Consider the following 18,296-nt stretch of genomic DNA (forward strand, 5'->3'; position numbering starts at 1 on the left):
TACGACAGATCGATCGATAGAATATGGGTCATGCCCACGGAACCTGATACACCTCCTGCGACTGTGCCTGTGAACCGCCCTGTGTCCGCCTGGCGACGGTTCACCCAAACCGTGGGCTGGCCAGCACTGGCGGCGGTGGCCGCGTGGGTCGGCTTTTCCCGACACCTGGTTGGCACCGATGGATCGCATGTTTTGATTTACGTGCTGACTCTGGTTCCGGTGCTGTTGATCGCTGGCATCATGGCGCTGGCGGTGCCGCTGCGCCGGAAGCAGGTCATCAGCGCGCGGGCATCCGCCTGGTTCTTCTTTGCCCTGGGGTGGGGCTTGGTCCTCGGGTTGTTCCTGCCCGATGAGGCTGCAGGGCCGACCGCCGTGGTCTCGGTATTGCTCGGCGAAGGCTGGCAGGGTGCGGAGTCTGCCGTGTCGAACCCGGCCGCCGTCATCATGGTTTTCTCGATGTCGATGGCAGCGGTGTTCGCTTGGCTGGATTCTCGACCCGGTGGTCCGGTGCGTACGCACGATGAGGATCACGCTCAGGGCACTGGGTATTACCCCGTGCTGGGTGAGTAGCGACGTTCCGCGGAAATCACATAGGACAACCAGGACATCTCGGTGCCCACGACAACGGCGGCCGCTCTCGCGATGAGAGCGACCGCCGTGGACAGCGTGTTGATCCGGACTGATGCCGGATACGGCGACTACTTCTTGCCGCCGAAGCCCTTGAAGCGAGCATTGAAGCGCTCGACACGGCCAGCCGTGTCCATGATGCGCTGCTTGCCGGTGTAGAAGGGGTGGGATGCTGCCGAGATCTCAACGTCGATCACGGGGTAGGTGTTGCCGTCTTCCCACTCCATGGTCTTGTCCGAAGTGGCGGTGGTGCGGGTCAGCACCTTCTCGCCGGAGGCCAGATCGTTGAAGATCACCAGCTGGTAATCCGGGTGAATATCAGTCTTCATGAGTAATCCTTCGCTGGTGCGCCTGGATTTTGCCAGAGGCACGAAAGAGACGTGTGGTTTCGGCCGGAAGGGATTCTCGACCAGCTAGCTACTATACAGGACGCAGTTGCCAAAACGCGACTGCGGCGGCCACCGACACGTTCAAGGAGTCGACGTCCCGATACATCGGGATTTTCACGTGGACGTCACAGGCGTCCAAGGTCTCGGGCCTGACCCCGGTTCCCTCCGCACCCAGCACGAGTCCGAGCCGGTCACGGGCGGCGAGGGTCGGGTCGTCAAGATCGACGGATTGCTCCGTGAGCTCCAGTGCGGCCACGGTCCACCCGGTATCGGACATGCCGGCGAGGGTGTCCTCCCAGTGCTCGACGCGGGCCCACGGCAGGGAGAACACGGTGCCCATGGATACCCGGATGGCGCGTCGATAGAGCGGGTCTGCGCTGCGCGGGCTGAGCAGAATGCCGTCGACGCCCATTCCGGTGGCGGAACGGAAGATGGCACCCACATTGGAGGCGGTCACAAAGTGTTCTGGAGTGTTTCGGACCCGTGAGCTCGGTTCCTTCCGGTCGACGCACCGATGAACTGAGCATTACGTCTCCGCAGGTCAGAAGGTAATTACGGCCACTCGGTCGTCATTGTCGGCCGACTAGGAGTGTTCAATAAACCCTATGCACCTCACTCCCCCACGCACTGCCATGCTGCGACTGCGCAGCAGCGACCTGAGCTTGGGCTGATGGCGCTCATAGGACTCGTCCGGGACGGGGCAGACTCTCAGGAAGCGAGATTGCAACGGCAAGCACTCGAGCCGATCTGCTCGCGTCTCTTCGAGCAGACAGCATCGCGTCGACGCCTGATCAATAACCGCCCCGGGCTCCTCGCTGCTGTGGCGGAGGTCGGCGACGGAGATGTGCTTACCGTGACCCACGCACGAAGCCTGAGCACGAGCACGGTCGACGGGCTCGAGACACTACTGGACCTGGTTGACCGAGGGGTCATAGTGAAGGTCCTCAACGGCCTCGCCGCGGGCGAGCACACCGGAGACTCTGAGCTCCTCCCTGACAGCCGCGAGCTCCGGCAACTCCGTCGAGAGCTCCAAAGCTCCCGCATCCGGGCCGGCATCCAAGCAGCGCGGGAACAAGGAGTCAGCCACGGTCGACCACGCATCATTAGTGACGAGACGCAGCTCGAGATTAGGATGAGAAGAGATCGAGGCGAGTCGTTGCGCAGCATCGCCGGAAGCGCTGGCGTGTCGATCGGAACCACCCACCGCGTGCTGACGCAACTAGGGTGTAGTCAGGGGACGTTGTCCCCTCGGCCATGAGCTGAGTCGGTAGCGCCTTTATCGCGTGGTGGAGCAATAGCTAGGAGACGGATGACCGAGGATGAGGCACGCGCGGCAGCGCGGGCATTGCCACCCCACGGTGGGAGCGATCCGCTGACGCTGGCGGAGCTTGAGCAGTACCTAGCCGCCGCGGCTGACCTTCTGCGAGGCAGCATCGACCAGGCCGACTTCAAGGCGTACATCTTCCCGCTGATGTTCTTCAAGCGGATCAGCGACGTCTACCTCGAGGAGTACGCCCAAGCCCTCGACGAGTCCGGGGGCGACCAGGAGTTCGCCCTGTTCGCGGAGAACCACCGCTTCGCCATCCCCGAGGGCAGCCTGTGGGACGACGTGCGCAGCCACACCGAGAACATCGGCACCGCGCTGCAGACCGCCTTCCGTGAGATCGAGAAGGCCAACCCCGAGACGCTCTACGGCATCTTCGGCAACGCCAGCTGGACCAACAAGGACAAGCTGCCCGATCGCAAGCTCGCCGACCTCATCGAGCACTTCTCGAGCAAGGCACTCACCAACGCCGCGGTCCCGCCCGACGTGTTCGGCAACGCGTACGAGTACCTCATCAAGCGGTTCGCCGACCAGTCGAACAAGAAGGCCGGTGAGTACTACACGCCGCGTTCGGTGGTCGGCCTGCTCGTCAACATCCTCGATCCCACCGAGAGTGAGACGGTCTACGACCCGGCCTGTGGCACCGGCGGCATGCTGATCGAGGTCATCGAGCACGTGAAAGATGCCGGCGGCAGCCCCAAAACCCTGTGGGGCAAGCTCTACGGCCAGGAGAAGGTGCTAGCGACCTCGGCGATCGCGCGAATGAACCTGCTGCTCCACGGCGTCGAAGACTTCAAGATCGTCCGCGAGGACACGCTGCGCAACCCAGCCTTCTACACGGGCAACAACCTCGCGCAGTTCGACTGTGTCGTCGCCAACCCGCCGTTCTCGCTCAAGAACTGGGGTGAGCCGGAGTGGGCGTCCGACAAGTGGGGACGGAACGCACTTGGTGGAGTCCCGCCGAAGGGGTACGCCGACTGGGCCTGGGTCCAGCACATGCTCACCTCGGCGAAACCGAAGACGGGCCGTGTCGCCGTCGTCCTGCCCCAGGGGGCACTCTTTCGGCAGGGCGCTGAGGCGCGGATCCGCACCCACGTGCTCAAGTCAGACCTCGTCGACGCGGTCATCGGGTTGGCCCCCAACCTCTTCTACGGCACGGGCCTCGCAGCCTGTGTGCTGATCCTTCGACAGGAGAAGCAACCAGACGAGAAGGGCAAGGTGCTCTTCATCAACGGTGAAGACCTGTTCAAGCGCGGACGCAACCAGAACACCCTCGAACCCGAGCATGCCCAGCAGATCCTCGACGCCTATGAGATCTACGCTGACATCGAGGGCCGCTCCCGTGTCGTCGACCTGGCCGAGATCGAGAGCAACGACTACAACCTCAACATCCCGCTGTACGTCGCGCCTCCTGACAGCGGCGAGAAGCTCACGCTCGCGGACGCTCTCGCGAATCTCGAAACGGCGCACGCCGAGGCGACCACGACGCGTGCTGCGCTGGAGGCCGAGCTGGCGAAGTGGGGGCTGTCCGTATGAGCACCAGAATCACGCAGCGCGAACTCGAGAACTACCTGTGGGGCGCGGCGATCGTGCTCCGTGGGCTGATCGACGCGGGCGACTACAAGCAGTACATCTTCCCGCTGGTCTTCCTGAAGCGGATCTCCGACGTCTACGACGAGGAGCACGCCGCTGCGATGGATGTATACGAAGACGAGGAGCTCGCCGACCTCCCAGAGAACCACCGCTTCGCCATCCCACACGGCTGCCACTGGGAAGACATCCGCGGCGTCACGCAGAACATCGGCGCGGCACTCCTGCACGCCATGCGCTCCATCGAGAAGGCCAACCCCGACACACTCCCCGGCGTCTTCGGCGACGGCGACTGGGGCAACAAGGACCTGCTCCCAGACTCGACTCTGGCCGACCTCATCGAGCACTTCTCCACCAAGACGCTCTCGATCGCCAACCTGCCCGAGGACGAGCTCGGCAACGGCTACGAGTACCTGATCAAGAAATTCGCGGACGACTCCGGTCACACCGCGCAGGAGTTCTACACCAACCGCACGCTCGTGCACCTGATGACGATGATGCTCGAGCCCCAGCCGGGTGAGTCGGTATACGACCCCACTTGCGGCACGGGCGGCATGCTCATCTCCACCGCCGCCGAACTGAAGCGGCAGGGCAAGGAGTGGCGGAATCTGCGCCTCTACGGCCAGGAGCTCAATTACGGAACATCCGCCATCGCACGGATGAACCTGTTCCTGCACGGCATCACAGACGGCCACATCGCCCACGGCGACACCCTCAGCCGACCGGCATTCCTCGACGGCAAGGGCCGTCTGCAGACGTTCGACGTCGTGCTGGCAAACCCGCCCTACTCCATCAAGGTGTGGAACCGCACCGCGTTCGCCAAGGACCCGTACGGCCGTAACGTCTGGGGCATCCCGCCGCAAGGACGTGCCGACTACGCGTTCTTCCAGCACATCGCCAAGAGTCTGGACCCCGATACGGGCCGCGCTGCGATCCTCTTCCCCCACGGCGTGCTCTTCCGACGCGAAGAGGCAGCCCTGCGTGAAGCACTGGTGAAATCCGACCTGATCGAGTGCGTCCTCGGGCTCGGCGCAGGGCTCTTCTACAACAGTCCTATGGAGGCCGTGGTCGTCACGCTCCGCGCAGCCAAGCCCACCAAGCACCAGGGCAAGGTGCTGTTCATCAACGCCGTGAACGAGGTCGCCCGCGAACAGGCACAGTCCTTCCTCCGCGAGTCGCACCAACAGAAGATCCTGGACGCCTACCGCGGCTTCGAGCCACAGGACGGCTTCGCAGCTGTGGCCCCCCTTGACCAGATTGCAGAGAAGAACCACAGCCTCGCGATCCCGCTATACGTTTCCGGAGAATCCGCAAAGGAAGTCGGTGAGCATGTCGATGTCAGCGATGCCGTGGACCAGTGGCGAGCTGCCGCCCAAGTATCCGATGAATCAGTCGCTGACGTTCTCGCGCTGTTGCGAGCGGAGGTGACCGCGTGAGCCTCAACCTCGACAAGTCGAACTGGAAGCGTGTCTCCTTCGGCGACGTGGTGCGCAACGTCAATGAGACCGTCCGAGATCTCGAATTGGCCGGTATCGACCGCATCATTGCGATGGAGCATATGGACCCGGGCGAGCTGAAGGTCAGCCGGTGGAGTTCTACAGAGGACGGCACCACCTTCACGCGACGCGTGAAGCCCGGACAGACGCTCTTCGGTAAGCGTCGCGCATACCAGCGCAAGGTCGCCTACGCCGAATTCGACGCCATCTGCTCCGGTGACATCTACACCTTCGAGGCCGATGAGACGCAGCTTCGCGGAGACCTGCTTCCGTTCCTAGTCCAGTCGAACGGCTTTTTTGAGCATGCTCTCGGCACATCTGCCGGCTCGCTGTCACCGCGCACGAACTGGCGTGATCTGAAGGACTTCGAGTTCGATCTCCCAGCACTCGACGAGCAGAAGCGAATCGCCGACCTCCTCTGGGCTACCGAAACCCAGAAGCGGAAGCTTGACAAACAGCGTGCTGCGACTGTCGCGCTGGCGCAACTGGTCCGAGACCAGAGATTTGAGGCTCGTCCTTGGTCCGCGACCCTAGGCGAAACCATCACTGGGATCACGGCTGGCCGCAGTCTCGCTGCTGGCACTGCGCCGGCTGCGTCTGACACATGTGGGGTTCTTAAAGTCAGTGCAGTAGGAGCCGAAGGATTCGTTGGATCGGAAAATAAGGAGCTCCTCGACCAAGCTAGCTTTATGCCGCATTTTGCGGTTCGTGCGGGTGACCTGCTGATCACCCGTGCAAACACCTCTGCATACGTCGGACGCCCGGCGATTGTCGACGCGGATTACCCGAACCTGATGCTGAGCGACAAAACTCTCCGCTTGGAGGTAGATCCTGCGCTTGCGAGCGCCGGTTTCCTCCGAGAGTTCCTCCTTACGCGCCGCACTCGCGCCGCCATCAACGCGATGGCTACTGGGACCGGGGCTGCGATGAAGAATATCTCTCAGTCGCAGATTCGCAGCCTCTCGATCCCTCGCTTCAGTGTCGCTGAACAAGCCGAGCTTCTGAATGAACTCGAGTTGGTCCGGGACGGCGTGACGGCAACCGATGCTGAGGCGATCGCCCTCGAATCGGTCCGTGCATCGCTCCTTGACGAGATCTTTAGGGGTAACTGATGGCGCAGTTCAACGAAGCGAACTCCGTCCGCGACTTCATCCGCGACCTGGTTACGTCCATCGATATCGAGTTCGTGCCGGGCACCGAACTGCCGCGTCGTACCGACGAGGTGTTGCTCGAAGGTGTTCTCAAAGGTGCGCTGATCAATCTCAACCCGGAGATCGAGTCTGATCCAGCGAAGGCGGACGAGGTCATCTACAACCTCCGCGCGATCCTGATCGCGGCGCGTAACAGCCCGCACCCGGTGGTCGCCAACGAGGAGTTCATGGCGTGGCTGACCGGGCAGAAGTCGATGCCGTTCGGGCCGAACGGCGAACACACCACGGTTCGGCTGATCGACTTCGACCATATCGACGAGGACTCGTCGAACCAGTGGATCGTTTCGACCGAGGTGACCTTCAAACAGGGTCGGCTCGAGAAGCGGTTCGATCTCGTGCTGTGGTGCAACGGGCTGCCCCTGGTCGTCGGTGAGGCGAAGACGCCGATTCGGCCGGCTTACACCTGGATCGACGGGGCCGCGCAGATCCACGATGACTACGAGCAAAGCGTCCCACAGTTCTTCGTGCCCAACGTCTTCTCCTTCGCAACCGAGGGCAAGGACTTCCGCTACGGCACCATCGGCATGCCGGTCGAGCTCTGGGGCCCCTGGCGCGAAGACCCCACCGATGAGGATGCGCCGGCGAAGATCGGGCTCGTAGCAGTGCAAGAAGCCGTCGAAGGCGTCCTTGCTCCTCGTGCAGTGCTCGACTTTCTGCGGTTCTTCACCCTCTACGCGACTGACAAGAAGCACCGCAAGATCAAAATCATCGCACGGTTCCAGCAGTTCCAGGCGACCAACCTGATCGTCGACCGAGTCCTACTCGGCAGGGTCAAGCAGGGCCTGATCTGGCATTTCCAGGGCTCGGGCAAGTCACTGCTCATGGTTTTCACTGCGCTCAAGCTGCGCGCGATGGCCGAGCTGACCAACCCGACGATCCTGATCGTGGTCGACCGCATCGACCTCGACACCCAGATTACGGGCACCTTCAACGCCTCCGATGTTCCAGGGCTGGTCTCCACCGACTCCCGGGCGCAGCTCCAGACGCTACTCAGTCAGGGTGCGCGGAAGATCATCGTCACCACGATCCACAAGTTCGGCGAAGCATCCGGCGTCCTCGACGCCCGGCAGAACATCATCGCCATGGTCGACGAGGCTCATCGCTCGCAGGAGGGCGACTACGGGCAGAAAATGCGTGAGGCCCTGCCCAACGCGTACCTCTTCGGCCTGACGGGCACGCCGATCAACCGGCGCGACCGCAACACCTTCAAATGGTTCGGTGCACCCGAGGACGAGGGCGGCTACCTATCGCGGTACTCCTTCCAGGACTCCATCCGCGACGGCGCGACCCTTCCGTTGCACTTCGAACCACGACTCTCAGAAATCCACATCGACCAGGAGTCCATCGACGCGGCGTTCGAGGAACTCGCCACGGATCGCGACCTGTCCGAGAGCGACAAGATCACCCTCTCGAAGAAGGCAGCCTCAATCGAGGTACTCATCAAGACGCCCTCGCGCATCGCGAAGATTGCTGCCGACATCGCCGCCCACTTCCAATCCAAAGTGAAGCCGCAGGGTTTCAAGGCGCAAGTCGTCGCGTATGACAAGGTCTCCTGCGTCGCGTACAAGAACGAGCTCGACAAGCACCTTGGGCCGGAGGCATCGACCATCGTCATGTCGAAGACCCGAGGTGACTCGCCCGACTGGGCCAGGTGGACCCCAGGTGCCGAGGAGCTGGAGCAGGTTGTCGCGCGGTTCAATGACCCGACCGACCCGCTCAAGATCATCATCGTGACGGCGAAGCTGCTGACCGGGTTCGACGCTCCGATCCTCTACTGCCAGTACCTGGACAAGCCGCTGAAGGAGCACACTCTGCTCCAGGCGATCACTCGCACCAACCGCGTGTACCCGCCGGACAAGACCCACGGCCTGATCGTCGACTACCTCGGCATCTTCGACGACGTCGCCCGATCCCTCTCCTTCGATGAGCGGGCTGTCCGGGAGGTCGTCTCCAACATCGAGGAACTGAAGGCTCAGCTCGCGCCGGCCATGGCTGCCGCGCTCGCGTTCTTCCCCGGGGTCGACCGCACGGTCGGCGGGTACGAAGGCCTCGTCCAGGCGCAATCCGCGATCGCCGACGACGTCACGAAGGACGCCTTCGGAGCCGCCTACAGCGTGGTGTCACAGCTGTGGGAGGCACTCAGTCCGGACCCCATGCTGGGCAAGCATCGCGACGACTACCGCTGGCTCACGGACGTCTACGAGTCGGTCCGCCCCTCAGACATCACGGGGCGACTCGTGTGGCACGCGCTCGGAGCCAAGACAATCGACCTGATCAACGAGCACGTCGCCGTCGAGATCCCGCAGAACACCGAGACGATCGTGCTCGACGCTCAGACGATCGAAGACCTCATGACCGGTCGGGGCACCGACATCCCCACCAAAGAAATCGAGCGTCAGATCACCGCACGCATCGCCCGGCACCTGCACAACCCGGTCTTCGTCGAACTCGGCCAGCGACTCAACGACCTGCGCGAGCGCTACGCCGACATCCAACAGTCCAGCCTCGACTTCCTCCGAGAGCTTCTCGAACTCGCCCGCGACACCGTTGCTGCCGAGAAAGCAGCCGATGAGGTGCCCCGCGAAGAGCAGGGCAAGGCGGCACTAACCGAGCTGTTCGACGCTCTCAAGGGCGATCAGACCCCGATCATCGTCGAGAACGTCGTCAACCGGATCGACGAGGTCGTCCGTGGGGTCCGCTTCGAGGGGTGGCAGTCCACGATCCGCGGCGACCAAGAGGTGCGCCAAGCACTTCGGAAGACCCTCTACGTCCAATTCAAGATTCGCGATAACGACGTCTTCGAGAAAGCCCTCGGCTACGTCCGGGAGTACTACTAGAGATCGATGAGGTGCATCCCAGACCCGCGAAGCCCCCAGCCGCTGAAGCTAAGCAGCCGCTTCTCCGTGCCCGGTAAGAGTCTCAACTCTGCATGCGGTCCGAATCGTGCCGTTCGGACCACGCGGAGCCACACCACCGCCAAGTCAGTTCGTCAGTGTCTCGATCACCGTGGACAGGTACTTCCACACCTGCTCACGATCGCTCTCTTTCTCCGGTTCGGTCAGGTGGGTATACGGCGTGTCGATCTGCGACTCCCAGCGTGCCACCAGTTCAGCGGGGATCACGAGGGAGCCGTCAGCCTGGCTCTCGCACCGGCTGTGGAGGTAGCGCTGCCAATGCGCCCACCTCAGGTGCTCGATCGCAGCAAGCCGCTCGATCGTCTCCTCGCTCTCCAAGACCTCGCGAATACGGCGGGACGACGGCATTAGATTAGCCCGCGGTCCACGAGCCGCCAGTAGTGCTGGCCAAGGACGGTCAGCTCGCATGACTTCGACTCCATAGCGGCGTAGTACATGTGCGTCGCCCCGACTGGCCGCACGAGGTTCACCCTGGCGAGCGCCTGGAGCACGGCGAACTCTGCGTTGCGCGCGGGGTGGGGATCTGGGATCGAGTCAGACTCTCTACCGGACCGGTCCGGCTCGTAGGTGGGGTCGAGCGGGAGCCGAAGCGTGGGATCCTCGAACAGCCGCGTGAGCATTTTAAGGTCGCCGAGCTCAACGGCAGCGTCCGCCGTTCGCAGCGAGACAAACTTCTTGATGTTCGTCTTGAATACTGGCCGCTGGTCCCATGGGCCAAGGGACTGGTCCACGTGCGCGTAAACGCTTCCCGGCGTCACGGCACCGACCAAATTCGCACCCGCCCCGTTGAGCGCGTCGACCATGAGGCTCGTGAACACGCCGGTGCCCTGGCTGGTTTCCATGGCGTACTGATCCGCCGTCGACGCAGTGAGGATGGTCACGCCCTCCTTTAGTGCGGCGTAGTCCTCGGCGATCTCGCTGCCGCCGGCCACGCCCCCGTGGCAGCTGTCGAGGATGACTATCTTGTTCCGCGCCCGCGAGTCGCTGGCGAGTTTCAAAACCTCGGACAGGGCGAGCATGCCATCGCCGTCCGCTGTGCAGTCGCTCGCGCATAGAAACCCGCCTGTGCTGTCGATCGACCCGTGGCCGGCGAAGTAGAACAGCGCGATGTCCGCATCGTCCTCGAACAATTCCCTGACTGCTGCACGCAGATCGGCTCGCGTCACCGGCGAGTTCGGTCCCGTGCCGGTCAACAGCCGGGGCTGCGCGAAGTTGAGGGTGCCATCTGCGTGATGCTCAAGCACCGCGTTAACGCTGAGTGCGTCATTCACCGCGCCGGAAAGCGGGGCAACCTGGTCGTAGTAGTCGATGCCGACTATAAGTGCCTTGCGCATGCCGACCGTCTCAGAGCGAGTCGATGAAACCAGCGATATGGGCGTCAGTCCATGTGACAGTTCGTACGCCGGCGAGGCTGGTGCGGTCGTTCGAATATGCCCAGACGCCGAGCAGCGGCTTCCCCTCGTCCCTGGCGCACTGGATCTCCCACTTCTGGCCGCTGGAGGTAAGTGAGTTCTTGCTGACGAGAGCGATGACGCCGTGAGAACGGCGGATGCGAGTACGCACCCTTTCCTCCCAGTCCGAGTCGTACGGCTCCTTCACAGACATGTCAATGAACTCATATGGTGCCCGCGGGCTGAGAGACTGCCCCTTCAGGAAATCTCTTTGACGTTCGTCCTCAATTGCGAATGCTACGAACACGATCTTCTTCTCGGCCATACTCAGCTCTCCTATTCTGCACGGGCCCCGGTCAGTTTGATCGCGCGGGAGCTCGTTGTCCTAAGCATAGCGATGACCTCCGACATCGATGCGGGCTGGAGGTGGCTGTTACACCCCGCGTCCTGAGCCAGGGCGGCGCTCACCGCGTCGCATAGAACGCCACGGCAGCTGACGCCGCCACGTTCAACGAGTCCACCCCGTGCATCATCGGGATCGTCACCCGTCGGTCGAGCCGACGGTCGGCCTGGCGCGTCAGGCCGTGACCCTCGGTACCGAACACCAGCGCGAGGTGCGGGTGGTCCTCCTCGACCAGCTCGTCAAGCGTGATCGCACCCTCCCCCAGCGTCATCCCGGCCACGACGTACCCGTGCTCCTTGATGAGGTCGATGTCCGCCGACCAGGAGTCGATGCGCGCCCAGGGGACCTGGAAGACAGTACCCATCGAGACCCGGATCGACCGGCGGTAGAGCGGGTCCGCGCAGCTCGGGGTGACGAGGACGGCGTCCACGCCGATCGCCGCGGCGGACCGGAAAGCAGCCCCAAGGTTCGTATGATCGACAATGTTCTCGAAGATCGCGATCCGCGAGCGGCGCTTCGACCCTCCCACCTGCGGAGATTCGGCGGATACTTTGGAACACTCCACGTTGGTGTGATCAGCGACGTCATCGAGGAGCGCAACCCGCCGTGCCCCGTCGAGCACGGACACCACGCTGCGAGCCTGTGGGCGGTACATGGCGGCCAATGCTCCGCGGTGCAGATGAAATCCGGTGATGGACTGCATCGTCTCGTCGGTGCCGGTGTAGACCGGTACGTCTGGGTGGGCGGCGAAGACGTCCGCCATGGAATCCAGGTACCGATGCGCCAGGAAGAACGACGCCGGCCGCATCCCCGCGGCCAGGGCTCGGCGAACCACCACCGAGGACTCGGCCAAGAAGATGCCGTGTTCGGCATCGGTAGTGCGGCGCAGGGCGGCGTCGCTCAGGGTGGAGTAGGCCGCAACCCGCGGGTCTGACGGGTCGCTCAATTCAATCGCGGCGGATACGCCGTCGCTCACAGCAACCGCCAGACCATATTGATCAGCCCAGCGACGCCGATCACCACGATCACGGCCCGCAGCACGTTCGGCGGAATCCGTCGGCCGATCTGGGCGCCGACCTGACCGCCGATCAGCGATGAGACCGCGATGAGCAACACCGCCGACCAATCGATCCGGTCGAAGGCGAAGAGCAGGTAGCTGACCGCGGCAATCAGGTTCACAGCCAAGGACAGCCAGGTCTTCACCGCGTTGGCGTGCACGAGGCTTCCGGCGAGGAAGACACCAAGGATACCCAGGAGCAACACCCCCTGAGCGGCGACGAAGTACCCGCCGTAGATACCCGCGGCGAAAATCAGAATCCACAAAATGGGCTGGATGGGTCGCTGAGGAACATCACCAATGGTGGGATTGATGGCGTCGGCGGACTTGCGCTGTTTCACCAGGGCTGCCAAACGCGGCTGGAAGATGACAAAGGCCAGGGCCACCAGGATCAGGGCCGGAGCGGCATAGCCGAAGACGGTGGGCGGCAACAGGATCAGCAGCAGTGCACCGATGATGCCGCCGAGCAGCGACGCGCAGGTGAGTATCGGCAACACTTGCCGGGATTCGCGCAGTTCGCGACGATAGCCGAACACTCCAGACACACCTGCGGCCACCAGGCCGATGGCGTTCGAGATTTGCGCGGTCACCGGAGGGTAGCCCATGGCGACGAGCACCGGGAAGGTCACCAGAGTGCCGGAACCGACCACGGAGTTGATGGTGCCCGCCCAGAATCCTGCGAGGAGGATGATGAGCAGCTGCCACCATTCCAGTCCAAATAACTCCATCTCAGCGCGCCACCGCCGTGTAGCGACCGTCCTGCTCGGTCACTTTCAACGGCAGGCGGAAGGCCTCAGAGAGGTGTTCCTCGGTCAGGGTCTCCCCCAGCGGTCCGGCGGCCACCACGGCGCCGTCGCGCATGAGGAGGGCGTGAGTGAAACCGGGTGGGACCTCTTCGACGTGGTGCGTCACCAGGATCTGGGTGGGCGCGACCTCGTCGGCGGCGAGCTGAGCAAGCGAGCGAATCAACGTCTCCCGGCCGGCCAGATCGAGCCCGGCGGCCGGTTCGTCGAGCAGCAACAGCTCGGGGTCGGTCATCATGGCACGAGCGGCCAACACGCGCTTGCGTTCACCGGAGGACAGCGATCCGTAGCGACGCTCGGCGAGTCCGGACACACCCCAGCGGCGCAGCAGGCTGAGCGCGCGGTCCAGGTCCATGCTGTCGTACTCCTCGTTCCAGCGTCCGGTGACACCCCAACCGGCGGTCACGACGGCGTCGAGCACGGTTTCCTGGAAGGGCACCTGATCGGCCAACAGTGACGAAGACAATCCGATGAGCGGGCGCAGGTCAAAGACGTTGACCGCGCCGAGCACCTCGTTGAGGATTGCCACGTTGCCCTCGGTGGGATACAGCCGGGTGGCGGCGATGTTGATCAGGGTTGACTTACCGGCGCCGTTAGGCCCCATGATGATCCAGCGTTCGCCCTCGCGCACCGTCCAGCTGACGTCATCCAGGAGGGTTTTCGTTCCGCGTCGGACCGTGACGTGCGAATACTCCAGCACCGCGTCCTCGGCAGCGACATAGTCACGGGCAGCTACGGTGTGGGCGGCACGGGTGGGTGCAGAAGCAGACTCGGTCATACTCAAACATTAGGCTAGAACAGCACCGAAAACCGGGAAAGGACCACGGCATGGCACAAGATCGCCCTTATGAGTCGTCACGAGCAGAAACACAATCCCATCTCAGTGCGGGGACCATGCTCGTTTATCGGGCCGCTACGCCCGCGACCTCGCCGGATGCGGTAGCTCCGTCAGGAGTGCCTCAGGCCGCCGAGGTTGTCTCCGGAGTGGGCTTCACCGGTTGGCGATGGGACGCCGAGGAGGCCCTGTTGCTTGCGGCACAGGAAACGGAGGACGGCTGGAACGCGGCATTCCTGCCCGCAACGGTGCGCACGGCGATCACCGAACACGCTCCCCTGCTGGTGTTCGACGTCGATTCGACGCTGATCCGGCAGGAAGTCATCGAGTTGTTGGCGGCTCACGCCGGCCGAGAGGCTGAGGTGGCTGCAGTGACTGAAGCGGCCATGCGGGGCGAACTGGATTTCGCGCAATCTCTGCATCATCGGGTCGAGGCACTGGCGGGGCTGTCGGTGGAGGTGATCGACGCCGTCGTGGACCGGGTGGTCTTCAGCGACGGCGCGCTCGAGTTGGTCAGCGCAGTACGTGCCGCCGGTGGCGCGGCCTGCGCGGTCTCGGGTGGCTTCGAGCAGGTGTTGGAACCGTTGGCGGCCCAGGCCGGATTGTGGCGGTACCGGGCGAATGTCCTCGAGATCGACGGCGGGGTGCTCACCGGTCGTGTCTCTGGTGACGTGGTTGACCGTCAAGCGAAGCGGGAGAGCCTGAAGCAATGGGCCAAGGAACGGGGTGTCCCCCTGGAAGCGGTGGTGGCCCTGGGCGACGGCGCCAACGACATCGACATGCTAGATACCGCAGGCTTCGCCGTGGCGTTCTGCGCGAAGCCAGCCCTGCGCGAGCATGCTGATCTCTGCTTGGACGTGCCGAGTCTGGATGTGGTGCGGGCCCTGCTCGGGCTCTCACTCAACCACCCTTGATAAACAACACCGCCGTCGTGCTGAAATGCGCGACGGCGGTGTTGTTGTGTGGACTTCAGTTCCCGGCGATCCGTTATTGGTTCTTGCGGGCAGCGGTGAGGAAGTCTTCGGCACCGCCGACGTATTCCGTGTGACCGGTGGGCAGATCCTGGCCGACCACGGCGGCTACTTCGGCGGCGAATTCCTCGACGGAGTACAGGCGACCAGCGGCGTCACGACGTGCCTCAATGGCACCGGGCTCGGCTCGGTTGAGCAGGGTGGCGGTGATGGTGCCTTCGATCATGTCGCCGGACACCACGGTGAAGCGGATACCGCGCTTTTCCAGCATGGGGATGCGCTCACGCAGGGCGACTTCTCCGGCGCGCTTGGATTTCGCGACCGGAACGTACAGGTCCATGGTGGGGACGTCGTCGATGAAGTGTGCCTGGTGGCTGGTGACGAACACGACCTGGCTACCTGATGGCATGACCTCGGCGGCCTGCTCGAGCAGAGCCACCTGAGCGTCACGGTTCAGACGCAGTGCGTAATCTTCGCCCTGGTCGGACTCCATGCCGCCGGAGGCATTGAGGACGAGGACATCCAGCGAGCCGAAGGACTGCACGGCGGCATTGATCATCGCCTGGCGTCCTTCCTCGGTGGTGATGTCGGCGCCTACCGCTACGGCACGCCCGCCGGCCTCTTCGATACCTGCCACAACCTTGTTGGCCCGGGGAGCCTTCTGCCGGTAGTTGACCACCACGCCGGCGCCGCGTGCGGCGAGCAAGCGGGCAGTTTCTGCGCCGATGCCTCGGGAGGAGCCAGTCACAAGTGCGCCCTTGGCGGCGAGGTCTTGAGTGTTCTGCTGTGCTTCGTTCATAGGTTCAGTGTCCCATGCCCAGGCCGCCGTCGACGGGGATGACAGCGCCGCTGATGTAGGACGCCGCGTCGCTGGAGAGCCATCGAACCACTTCGGCGACCTCTTCCGGCGCGGCGAAGCGTCCGGCCGGAATGGCCTTCTTGTACTGGTCCTGCAGTTCTGCGGAGAGCTGCTGGGTCATTTCCGTGTCGATGTAGCCGGGAGCCACCACGTTGGCGGTGATATTGCGGGAGCCCAGTTCGCGGGTGAGCGACCGGGCCATTCCGACCAGGCCGGCTTTGGACGAGGCATAGTTAATCTGACCGGGCGAACCATAGAGGCCGACCACGGAGGAGATCAAAATCACGCGGCCGCGCTTCATACGCAACATTCCCTTGGATGCGCGCTTGAGTACACGGAAGGCGCCGGTGAGGTTGGTGTCGATAACCGACGTGAAATCTTCTTCGCTCATCCGCAAGAGCAGCTGGTCCTGGGTAATTCCGGCGTTGGCCACCAGCACCTCAACGGGGCCGAAGCGCTCTTCGACCTCGGTGAAAGCCTGATCAACCGAGGCTGCGTCCGTGACGTCGGCCTGAACGGCTTCCAGGCCTTCGGGGGCCGACCCTGAGCGGGAGGTCACGACGACGTTGTCGCCCGCGGCGGCGAACGACCGGGCGATCGCCAATCCGATGCCGCGGTTTCCGCCGGTGACCAAAACCGTGCGCGGGGAGGGACTGTTGGTCGGGTCAGTGCTCATCACGATGCTCCTGTAGTGACATGGTGGGTCTCATGGATTTGTCCATGGATGATCTCCCACCACTGTACGGCCGAAAGTGGAACAATGGGTGAAGCCCACCGTCAGATTGCCGAGCATTGGAGACCGGGTGCCGACCACCTCACCGCGCCACAGCGGTCCCGATCCGCGCCCGGATGTCTACGAGATCTCCGGTGCCTCGACGTCGCTGACGGCAGACCAGAGCGAGCGCATGCGCCGGTATATGTTCCAGATGGGCATCCGTACTGTGTGCTTTGTTCTGGGTGTTTTCACCGAAGGCTGGTTGCGCTGGACCTTCTTCATCGCCGCGATGGTGCTGCCCTACATAGCCGTTGTCCTGGCGAACAACACCCGTCAAGTGCGTACCAGCACGACCCCGTCCCCCGTCGACGCCCCCGCTCTAACCCATCAGGCAACGCCGCAACCGCCCCGTAACGAGGAGGATGATGTGGTGTCCGGAATCGTCGTCGAGCACCGTGAACTGGAAGCAGGGTCGCGCGACGACGAGCAACCACCGCGGGGGCACCCATGACGCAACCGGGGCCGCAGATTGATCTGCTCGGAGGGCTCCTGGGTTCGTCCCCGGAGGCATGGCAGCAGCCAGAAGAAGTCGCGCCGCAATGCTCACGTCGTGGGTGCACAGAGGCGGCACACTGGAAGGTGTTGTGGAACAATCCTCGCATCCACACTCCGGAACGCCGGAAGGTGTGGCTGGCCTGTCACGAACACCGGGAGTGGCTGTGCGAGTACCTGGCTTCCCGGGGACTCTTCAAATCGTGTGAACCCTTGACCGAGACGACGTGATGACACTGAATTCTGGCACCTCCAGCCCGAACGCTACCGCCGAGACGACGCGCAAACCCAAGCTGGACTTTCGCTTTCTGATCTCCGGTGCGTGGATCGGTGGCCTCATCTTCTGCGTCGTGTTTTCCATTGCCTGCGCCATGCTTGGGCAGTGGCAGATGGATCGTCGTATGCAGGCGCTCGAAGAGATCAACAAGGTCGTGCGCAACTATGATGCCGTACCGGTCCCCTATTCCGAGAACGCCGACATTTTCACCGACTTCCGGGCGGAGCGGAAATGGACGCCGGTGATGGTGCGAGGCGAATACCTGGTGGAAGACAGCCTTATTGTCCGCAATCGCCCGCACTCAGGTCGTCCCGGATACGAAGTGCTCGTTCCGTTCCGCACAGTTGAGGGAGATACTCTGATCGTGGACCGCGGCTGGTTGCCCATCGGCAACTCCCCCGGTCGTCCGGACGACGTGCCGGAACCGGCCGAGGGCACCATCACCATCATTGTGCGCGCGCTGGCCGGCGAGCCAACTCTCGAGGATCGTAGCGCCCCCGAAGGACAGGTTGCGTCGATCGATCTGCCGGCGATTGCCGATCAGCTCGACTACCCGATCGCGGAGTCGGCTTATGGGCTGATGGCGGCCGAGTCCCCCGAAGCCGAGGAAACACCGACCCAGATGCCCCAGCCGACCGAGGACGAAGGTCCGCACCTGTCGTACTCGATGCAGTGGTTCACGTTCGGGCTGATGAGTTTCGTGGTCTGGGGCTACATGGCCCGTCAGAAGGCGATCCAGAACCGCGAGGACGAACTCTACGGATTCACCGAGGAGCAGGGGTTCATTTCGGCCCACCGGATGGAGCGCAAGAAGGCCACCCGACGTCGTGGTAATCAGCCTACGGATGAAGAAATCGAAGATTCGATGCTCGGCGACTGAT

19 protein-coding genes are annotated in these 18,296 nt (G+C 63.3%); 9 read left to right on the top strand and 10 right to left on the bottom strand.

Annotated elements, in window-relative coordinates; all coding sequences use genetic code 11:
• The first annotated feature begins 69 nt into the window (after nucleotides 1–69).
• On the top strand, nucleotides 70–570 hold the full coding sequence (locus O1A05_RS10935) for a hypothetical protein (protein ID WP_270105241.1): 501 nt from the start codon (nucleotides 70–72) through the stop codon (nucleotides 568–570).
• 128 nt (nucleotides 571–698) lie between these two features.
• Here O1A05_RS10935 and O1A05_RS10940 read toward each other — a convergent pair whose 3' ends face one another.
• On the bottom strand, nucleotides 699–956 hold the full coding sequence (locus O1A05_RS10940) for a type B 50S ribosomal protein L31 (RefSeq protein ID WP_270105242.1): 258 nt from the start codon (nucleotides 954–956) through the stop codon (nucleotides 699–701).
• A gap of 91 nt (nucleotides 957–1,047) precedes the next feature.
• Nucleotides 1,048–1,473 carry a TrmH family RNA methyltransferase gene (locus O1A05_RS10945; RefSeq protein ID WP_270105243.1) on the bottom strand — a complete coding sequence of 142 codons (426 nt, stop codon included), beginning with the start codon at nucleotides 1,471–1,473 and terminating at the stop codon, nucleotides 1,048–1,050.
• Nucleotides 1,474–1,686: 213 nt separating this feature from the next.
• On the opposite strand from O1A05_RS10945, the gene O1A05_RS15755 reads away from it, so the two are divergent.
• The 5 genes from O1A05_RS15755 to O1A05_RS10970 are packed head-to-tail and all read left to right on the top strand — an operon-like array spanning nucleotide 1,687 to nucleotide 9,474.
• Nucleotides 1,687–2,274 carry a recombinase family protein gene (locus O1A05_RS15755; RefSeq protein ID WP_442867632.1) on the top strand — a complete coding sequence of 196 codons (588 nt, stop codon included), beginning with the start codon at nucleotides 1,687–1,689 and terminating at the stop codon, nucleotides 2,272–2,274.
• 51 nt (nucleotides 2,275–2,325) lie between these two features.
• Entirely contained in the window at nucleotides 2,326–3,876 is a 1,551-nt protein-coding gene (locus O1A05_RS10955; RefSeq protein WP_270105245.1) for a type I restriction-modification system subunit M, read from the top strand.
• Nucleotides 3,873–5,366 (top strand): type I restriction-modification system subunit M, encoded by a 1,494-nt coding sequence (locus O1A05_RS10960; protein ID WP_270105246.1) that lies wholly within the window; start codon nucleotides 3,873–3,875, stop codon nucleotides 5,364–5,366. The genes O1A05_RS10955 and O1A05_RS10960 overlap by 4 nt, the downstream gene beginning before the upstream one ends.
• Nucleotides 5,363–6,538 carry a restriction endonuclease subunit S gene (locus tag O1A05_RS10965; RefSeq protein WP_270105247.1) on the top strand — a complete coding sequence of 392 codons (1,176 nt, stop codon included), beginning with the start codon at nucleotides 5,363–5,365 and terminating at the stop codon, nucleotides 6,536–6,538. The genes O1A05_RS10960 and O1A05_RS10965 overlap by 4 nt, the downstream gene beginning before the upstream one ends.
• Complete coding sequence (locus tag O1A05_RS10970) at nucleotides 6,538–9,474, top strand: type I restriction endonuclease subunit R (RefSeq protein ID WP_270105248.1); 2,937 nt, start codon at nucleotides 6,538–6,540, stop codon at nucleotides 9,472–9,474. Before O1A05_RS10965 ends, O1A05_RS10970 begins: the two co-directional genes overlap by 1 nt.
• 144 nt (nucleotides 9,475–9,618) lie before the next feature.
• On the opposite strand, the gene O1A05_RS10975 is transcribed toward O1A05_RS10970, so the two are convergent.
• The 6 genes from O1A05_RS10975 to O1A05_RS11000 form a co-directional block, all read right to left on the bottom strand.
• Nucleotides 9,619–9,900 (bottom strand): hypothetical protein, encoded by a 282-nt coding sequence (locus tag O1A05_RS10975; RefSeq protein ID WP_270105249.1) that lies wholly within the window; start codon nucleotides 9,898–9,900, stop codon nucleotides 9,619–9,621.
• Nucleotides 9,900–10,886, bottom strand: a complete 987-nt coding sequence (locus O1A05_RS10980) for a caspase family protein (RefSeq protein ID WP_270105250.1) — start codon at nucleotides 10,884–10,886, stop codon at nucleotides 9,900–9,902. Before O1A05_RS10980 ends, O1A05_RS10975 begins: the two co-directional genes overlap by 1 nt.
• 10 nt (nucleotides 10,887–10,896) lie before the next feature.
• Entirely contained in the window at nucleotides 10,897–11,268 is a 372-nt protein-coding gene (locus tag O1A05_RS10985; protein WP_270105251.1) for a TIR domain-containing protein, read from the bottom strand.
• 139 nt (nucleotides 11,269–11,407) lie between these two features.
• Nucleotides 11,408–12,322, bottom strand: a complete 915-nt coding sequence (locus O1A05_RS10990; RefSeq protein WP_270105252.1) for a TrmH family RNA methyltransferase — start codon at nucleotides 12,320–12,322, stop codon at nucleotides 11,408–11,410.
• Nucleotides 12,319–13,131, bottom strand: a complete 813-nt coding sequence (locus O1A05_RS10995; protein WP_270105253.1) for a sulfite exporter TauE/SafE family protein — start codon at nucleotides 13,129–13,131, stop codon at nucleotides 12,319–12,321. The genes O1A05_RS10990 and O1A05_RS10995 overlap by 4 nt, the downstream gene beginning before the upstream one ends.
• A 1-nt stretch (nucleotide 13,132) precedes the next feature.
• A complete protein-coding gene (locus tag O1A05_RS11000) occupies nucleotides 13,133–13,984 on the bottom strand; it encodes an ABC transporter ATP-binding protein (protein WP_270105254.1) in 852 nt (283 codons plus the stop codon).
• A gap of 50 nt (nucleotides 13,985–14,034) precedes the next feature.
• Here O1A05_RS11000 and serB point away from each other — a divergent pair, with 50 nt between their 5' ends.
• Entirely contained in the window at nucleotides 14,035–14,955 is a 921-nt protein-coding gene (gene serB, locus O1A05_RS11005) for a phosphoserine phosphatase SerB (RefSeq protein WP_270105255.1), read from the top strand.
• A 73-nt stretch (nucleotides 14,956–15,028) separates the two neighbouring features.
• On the opposite strand, the gene O1A05_RS11010 is transcribed toward serB, so the two are convergent.
• A complete protein-coding gene (locus O1A05_RS11010; protein WP_270105256.1) occupies nucleotides 15,029–15,811 on the bottom strand; it encodes an SDR family oxidoreductase in 783 nt (260 codons plus the stop codon).
• Nucleotides 15,812–15,815: 4 nt separating this feature from the next.
• Nucleotides 15,816–16,547, bottom strand: a complete 732-nt coding sequence (locus tag O1A05_RS11015; RefSeq protein ID WP_270105257.1) for a beta-ketoacyl-ACP reductase — start codon at nucleotides 16,545–16,547, stop codon at nucleotides 15,816–15,818.
• 127 nt (nucleotides 16,548–16,674) lie between these two features.
• On the opposite strand from O1A05_RS11015, the gene O1A05_RS11020 reads away from it, so the two are divergent.
• The gene (locus O1A05_RS11020) at nucleotides 16,675–17,097 is read left to right on the top strand and encodes a DUF3099 domain-containing protein (RefSeq protein WP_270105258.1); all 423 of its coding nucleotides are present in this window, start codon (nucleotides 16,675–16,677) and stop codon (nucleotides 17,095–17,097) included.
• Nucleotides 17,098–17,368: 271 nt separating this feature from the next.
• Complete coding sequence (locus O1A05_RS11030) at nucleotides 17,369–18,295, top strand: SURF1 family cytochrome oxidase biogenesis protein (RefSeq protein ID WP_270105260.1); 927 nt, start codon at nucleotides 17,369–17,371, stop codon at nucleotides 18,293–18,295.
• Nucleotide 18,296 lies beyond the last annotated feature (1 nt).

The sequence above is a fragment of the Citricoccus sp. NR2 genome (assembly GCF_027594385.1).
Lineage (GTDB): Bacteria > Actinomycetota > Actinomycetes > Actinomycetales > Micrococcaceae > CmP2.

Bases quoted from the DNA above. Each gene is read 5' to 3' on its own strand.
- O1A05_RS10975 (WP_270105249.1), bottom strand. From the start codon at position 9,900: ATGCCGTCGTCCCGCCGTATTCGCGAGGTCTTGGAGAGCGAGGAGACG.
- O1A05_RS10940 (WP_270105242.1), bottom strand. From the start codon at position 956: ATGAAGACTGATATTCACCCGGATTACCAGCTGGTGATCTTCAACGAT.
- O1A05_RS10985 (WP_270105251.1), bottom strand. From the start codon at position 11,268: ATGGCCGAGAAGAAGATCGTGTTCGTAGCATTCGCAATTGAGGACGAA.
- O1A05_RS10960 (WP_270105246.1), top strand. From the start codon at position 3,873: ATGAGCACCAGAATCACGCAGCGCGAACTCGAGAACTACCTGTGGGGC.
- O1A05_RS11015 (WP_270105257.1), bottom strand. From the start codon at position 16,547: ATGAGCACTGACCCGACCAACAGTCCCTCCCCGCGCACGGTTTTGGTC.
- serB (WP_270105255.1), top strand. From the start codon at position 14,035: ATGGCACAAGATCGCCCTTATGAGTCGTCACGAGCAGAAACACAATCC.
- O1A05_RS10955 (WP_270105245.1), top strand. From the start codon at position 2,326: ATGACCGAGGATGAGGCACGCGCGGCAGCGCGGGCATTGCCACCCCAC.
- O1A05_RS11010 (WP_270105256.1), bottom strand. From the start codon at position 15,811: ATGAACGAAGCACAGCAGAACACTCAAGACCTCGCCGCCAAGGGCGCA.
- O1A05_RS10970 (WP_270105248.1), top strand. From the start codon at position 6,538: ATGGCGCAGTTCAACGAAGCGAACTCCGTCCGCGACTTCATCCGCGAC.
- O1A05_RS10980 (WP_270105250.1), bottom strand. From the start codon at position 10,886: ATGCGCAAGGCACTTATAGTCGGCATCGACTACTACGACCAGGTTGCC.
- O1A05_RS11000 (WP_270105254.1), bottom strand. From the start codon at position 13,984: ATGACCGAGTCTGCTTCTGCACCCACCCGTGCCGCCCACACCGTAGCT.
- O1A05_RS15755 (WP_442867632.1), top strand. From the start codon at position 1,687: ATGGCGCTCATAGGACTCGTCCGGGACGGGGCAGACTCTCAGGAAGCG.
- O1A05_RS10995 (WP_270105253.1), bottom strand. From the start codon at position 13,131: ATGGAGTTATTTGGACTGGAATGGTGGCAGCTGCTCATCATCCTCCTC.
- O1A05_RS11030 (WP_270105260.1), top strand. From the start codon at position 17,369: ATGACACTGAATTCTGGCACCTCCAGCCCGAACGCTACCGCCGAGACG.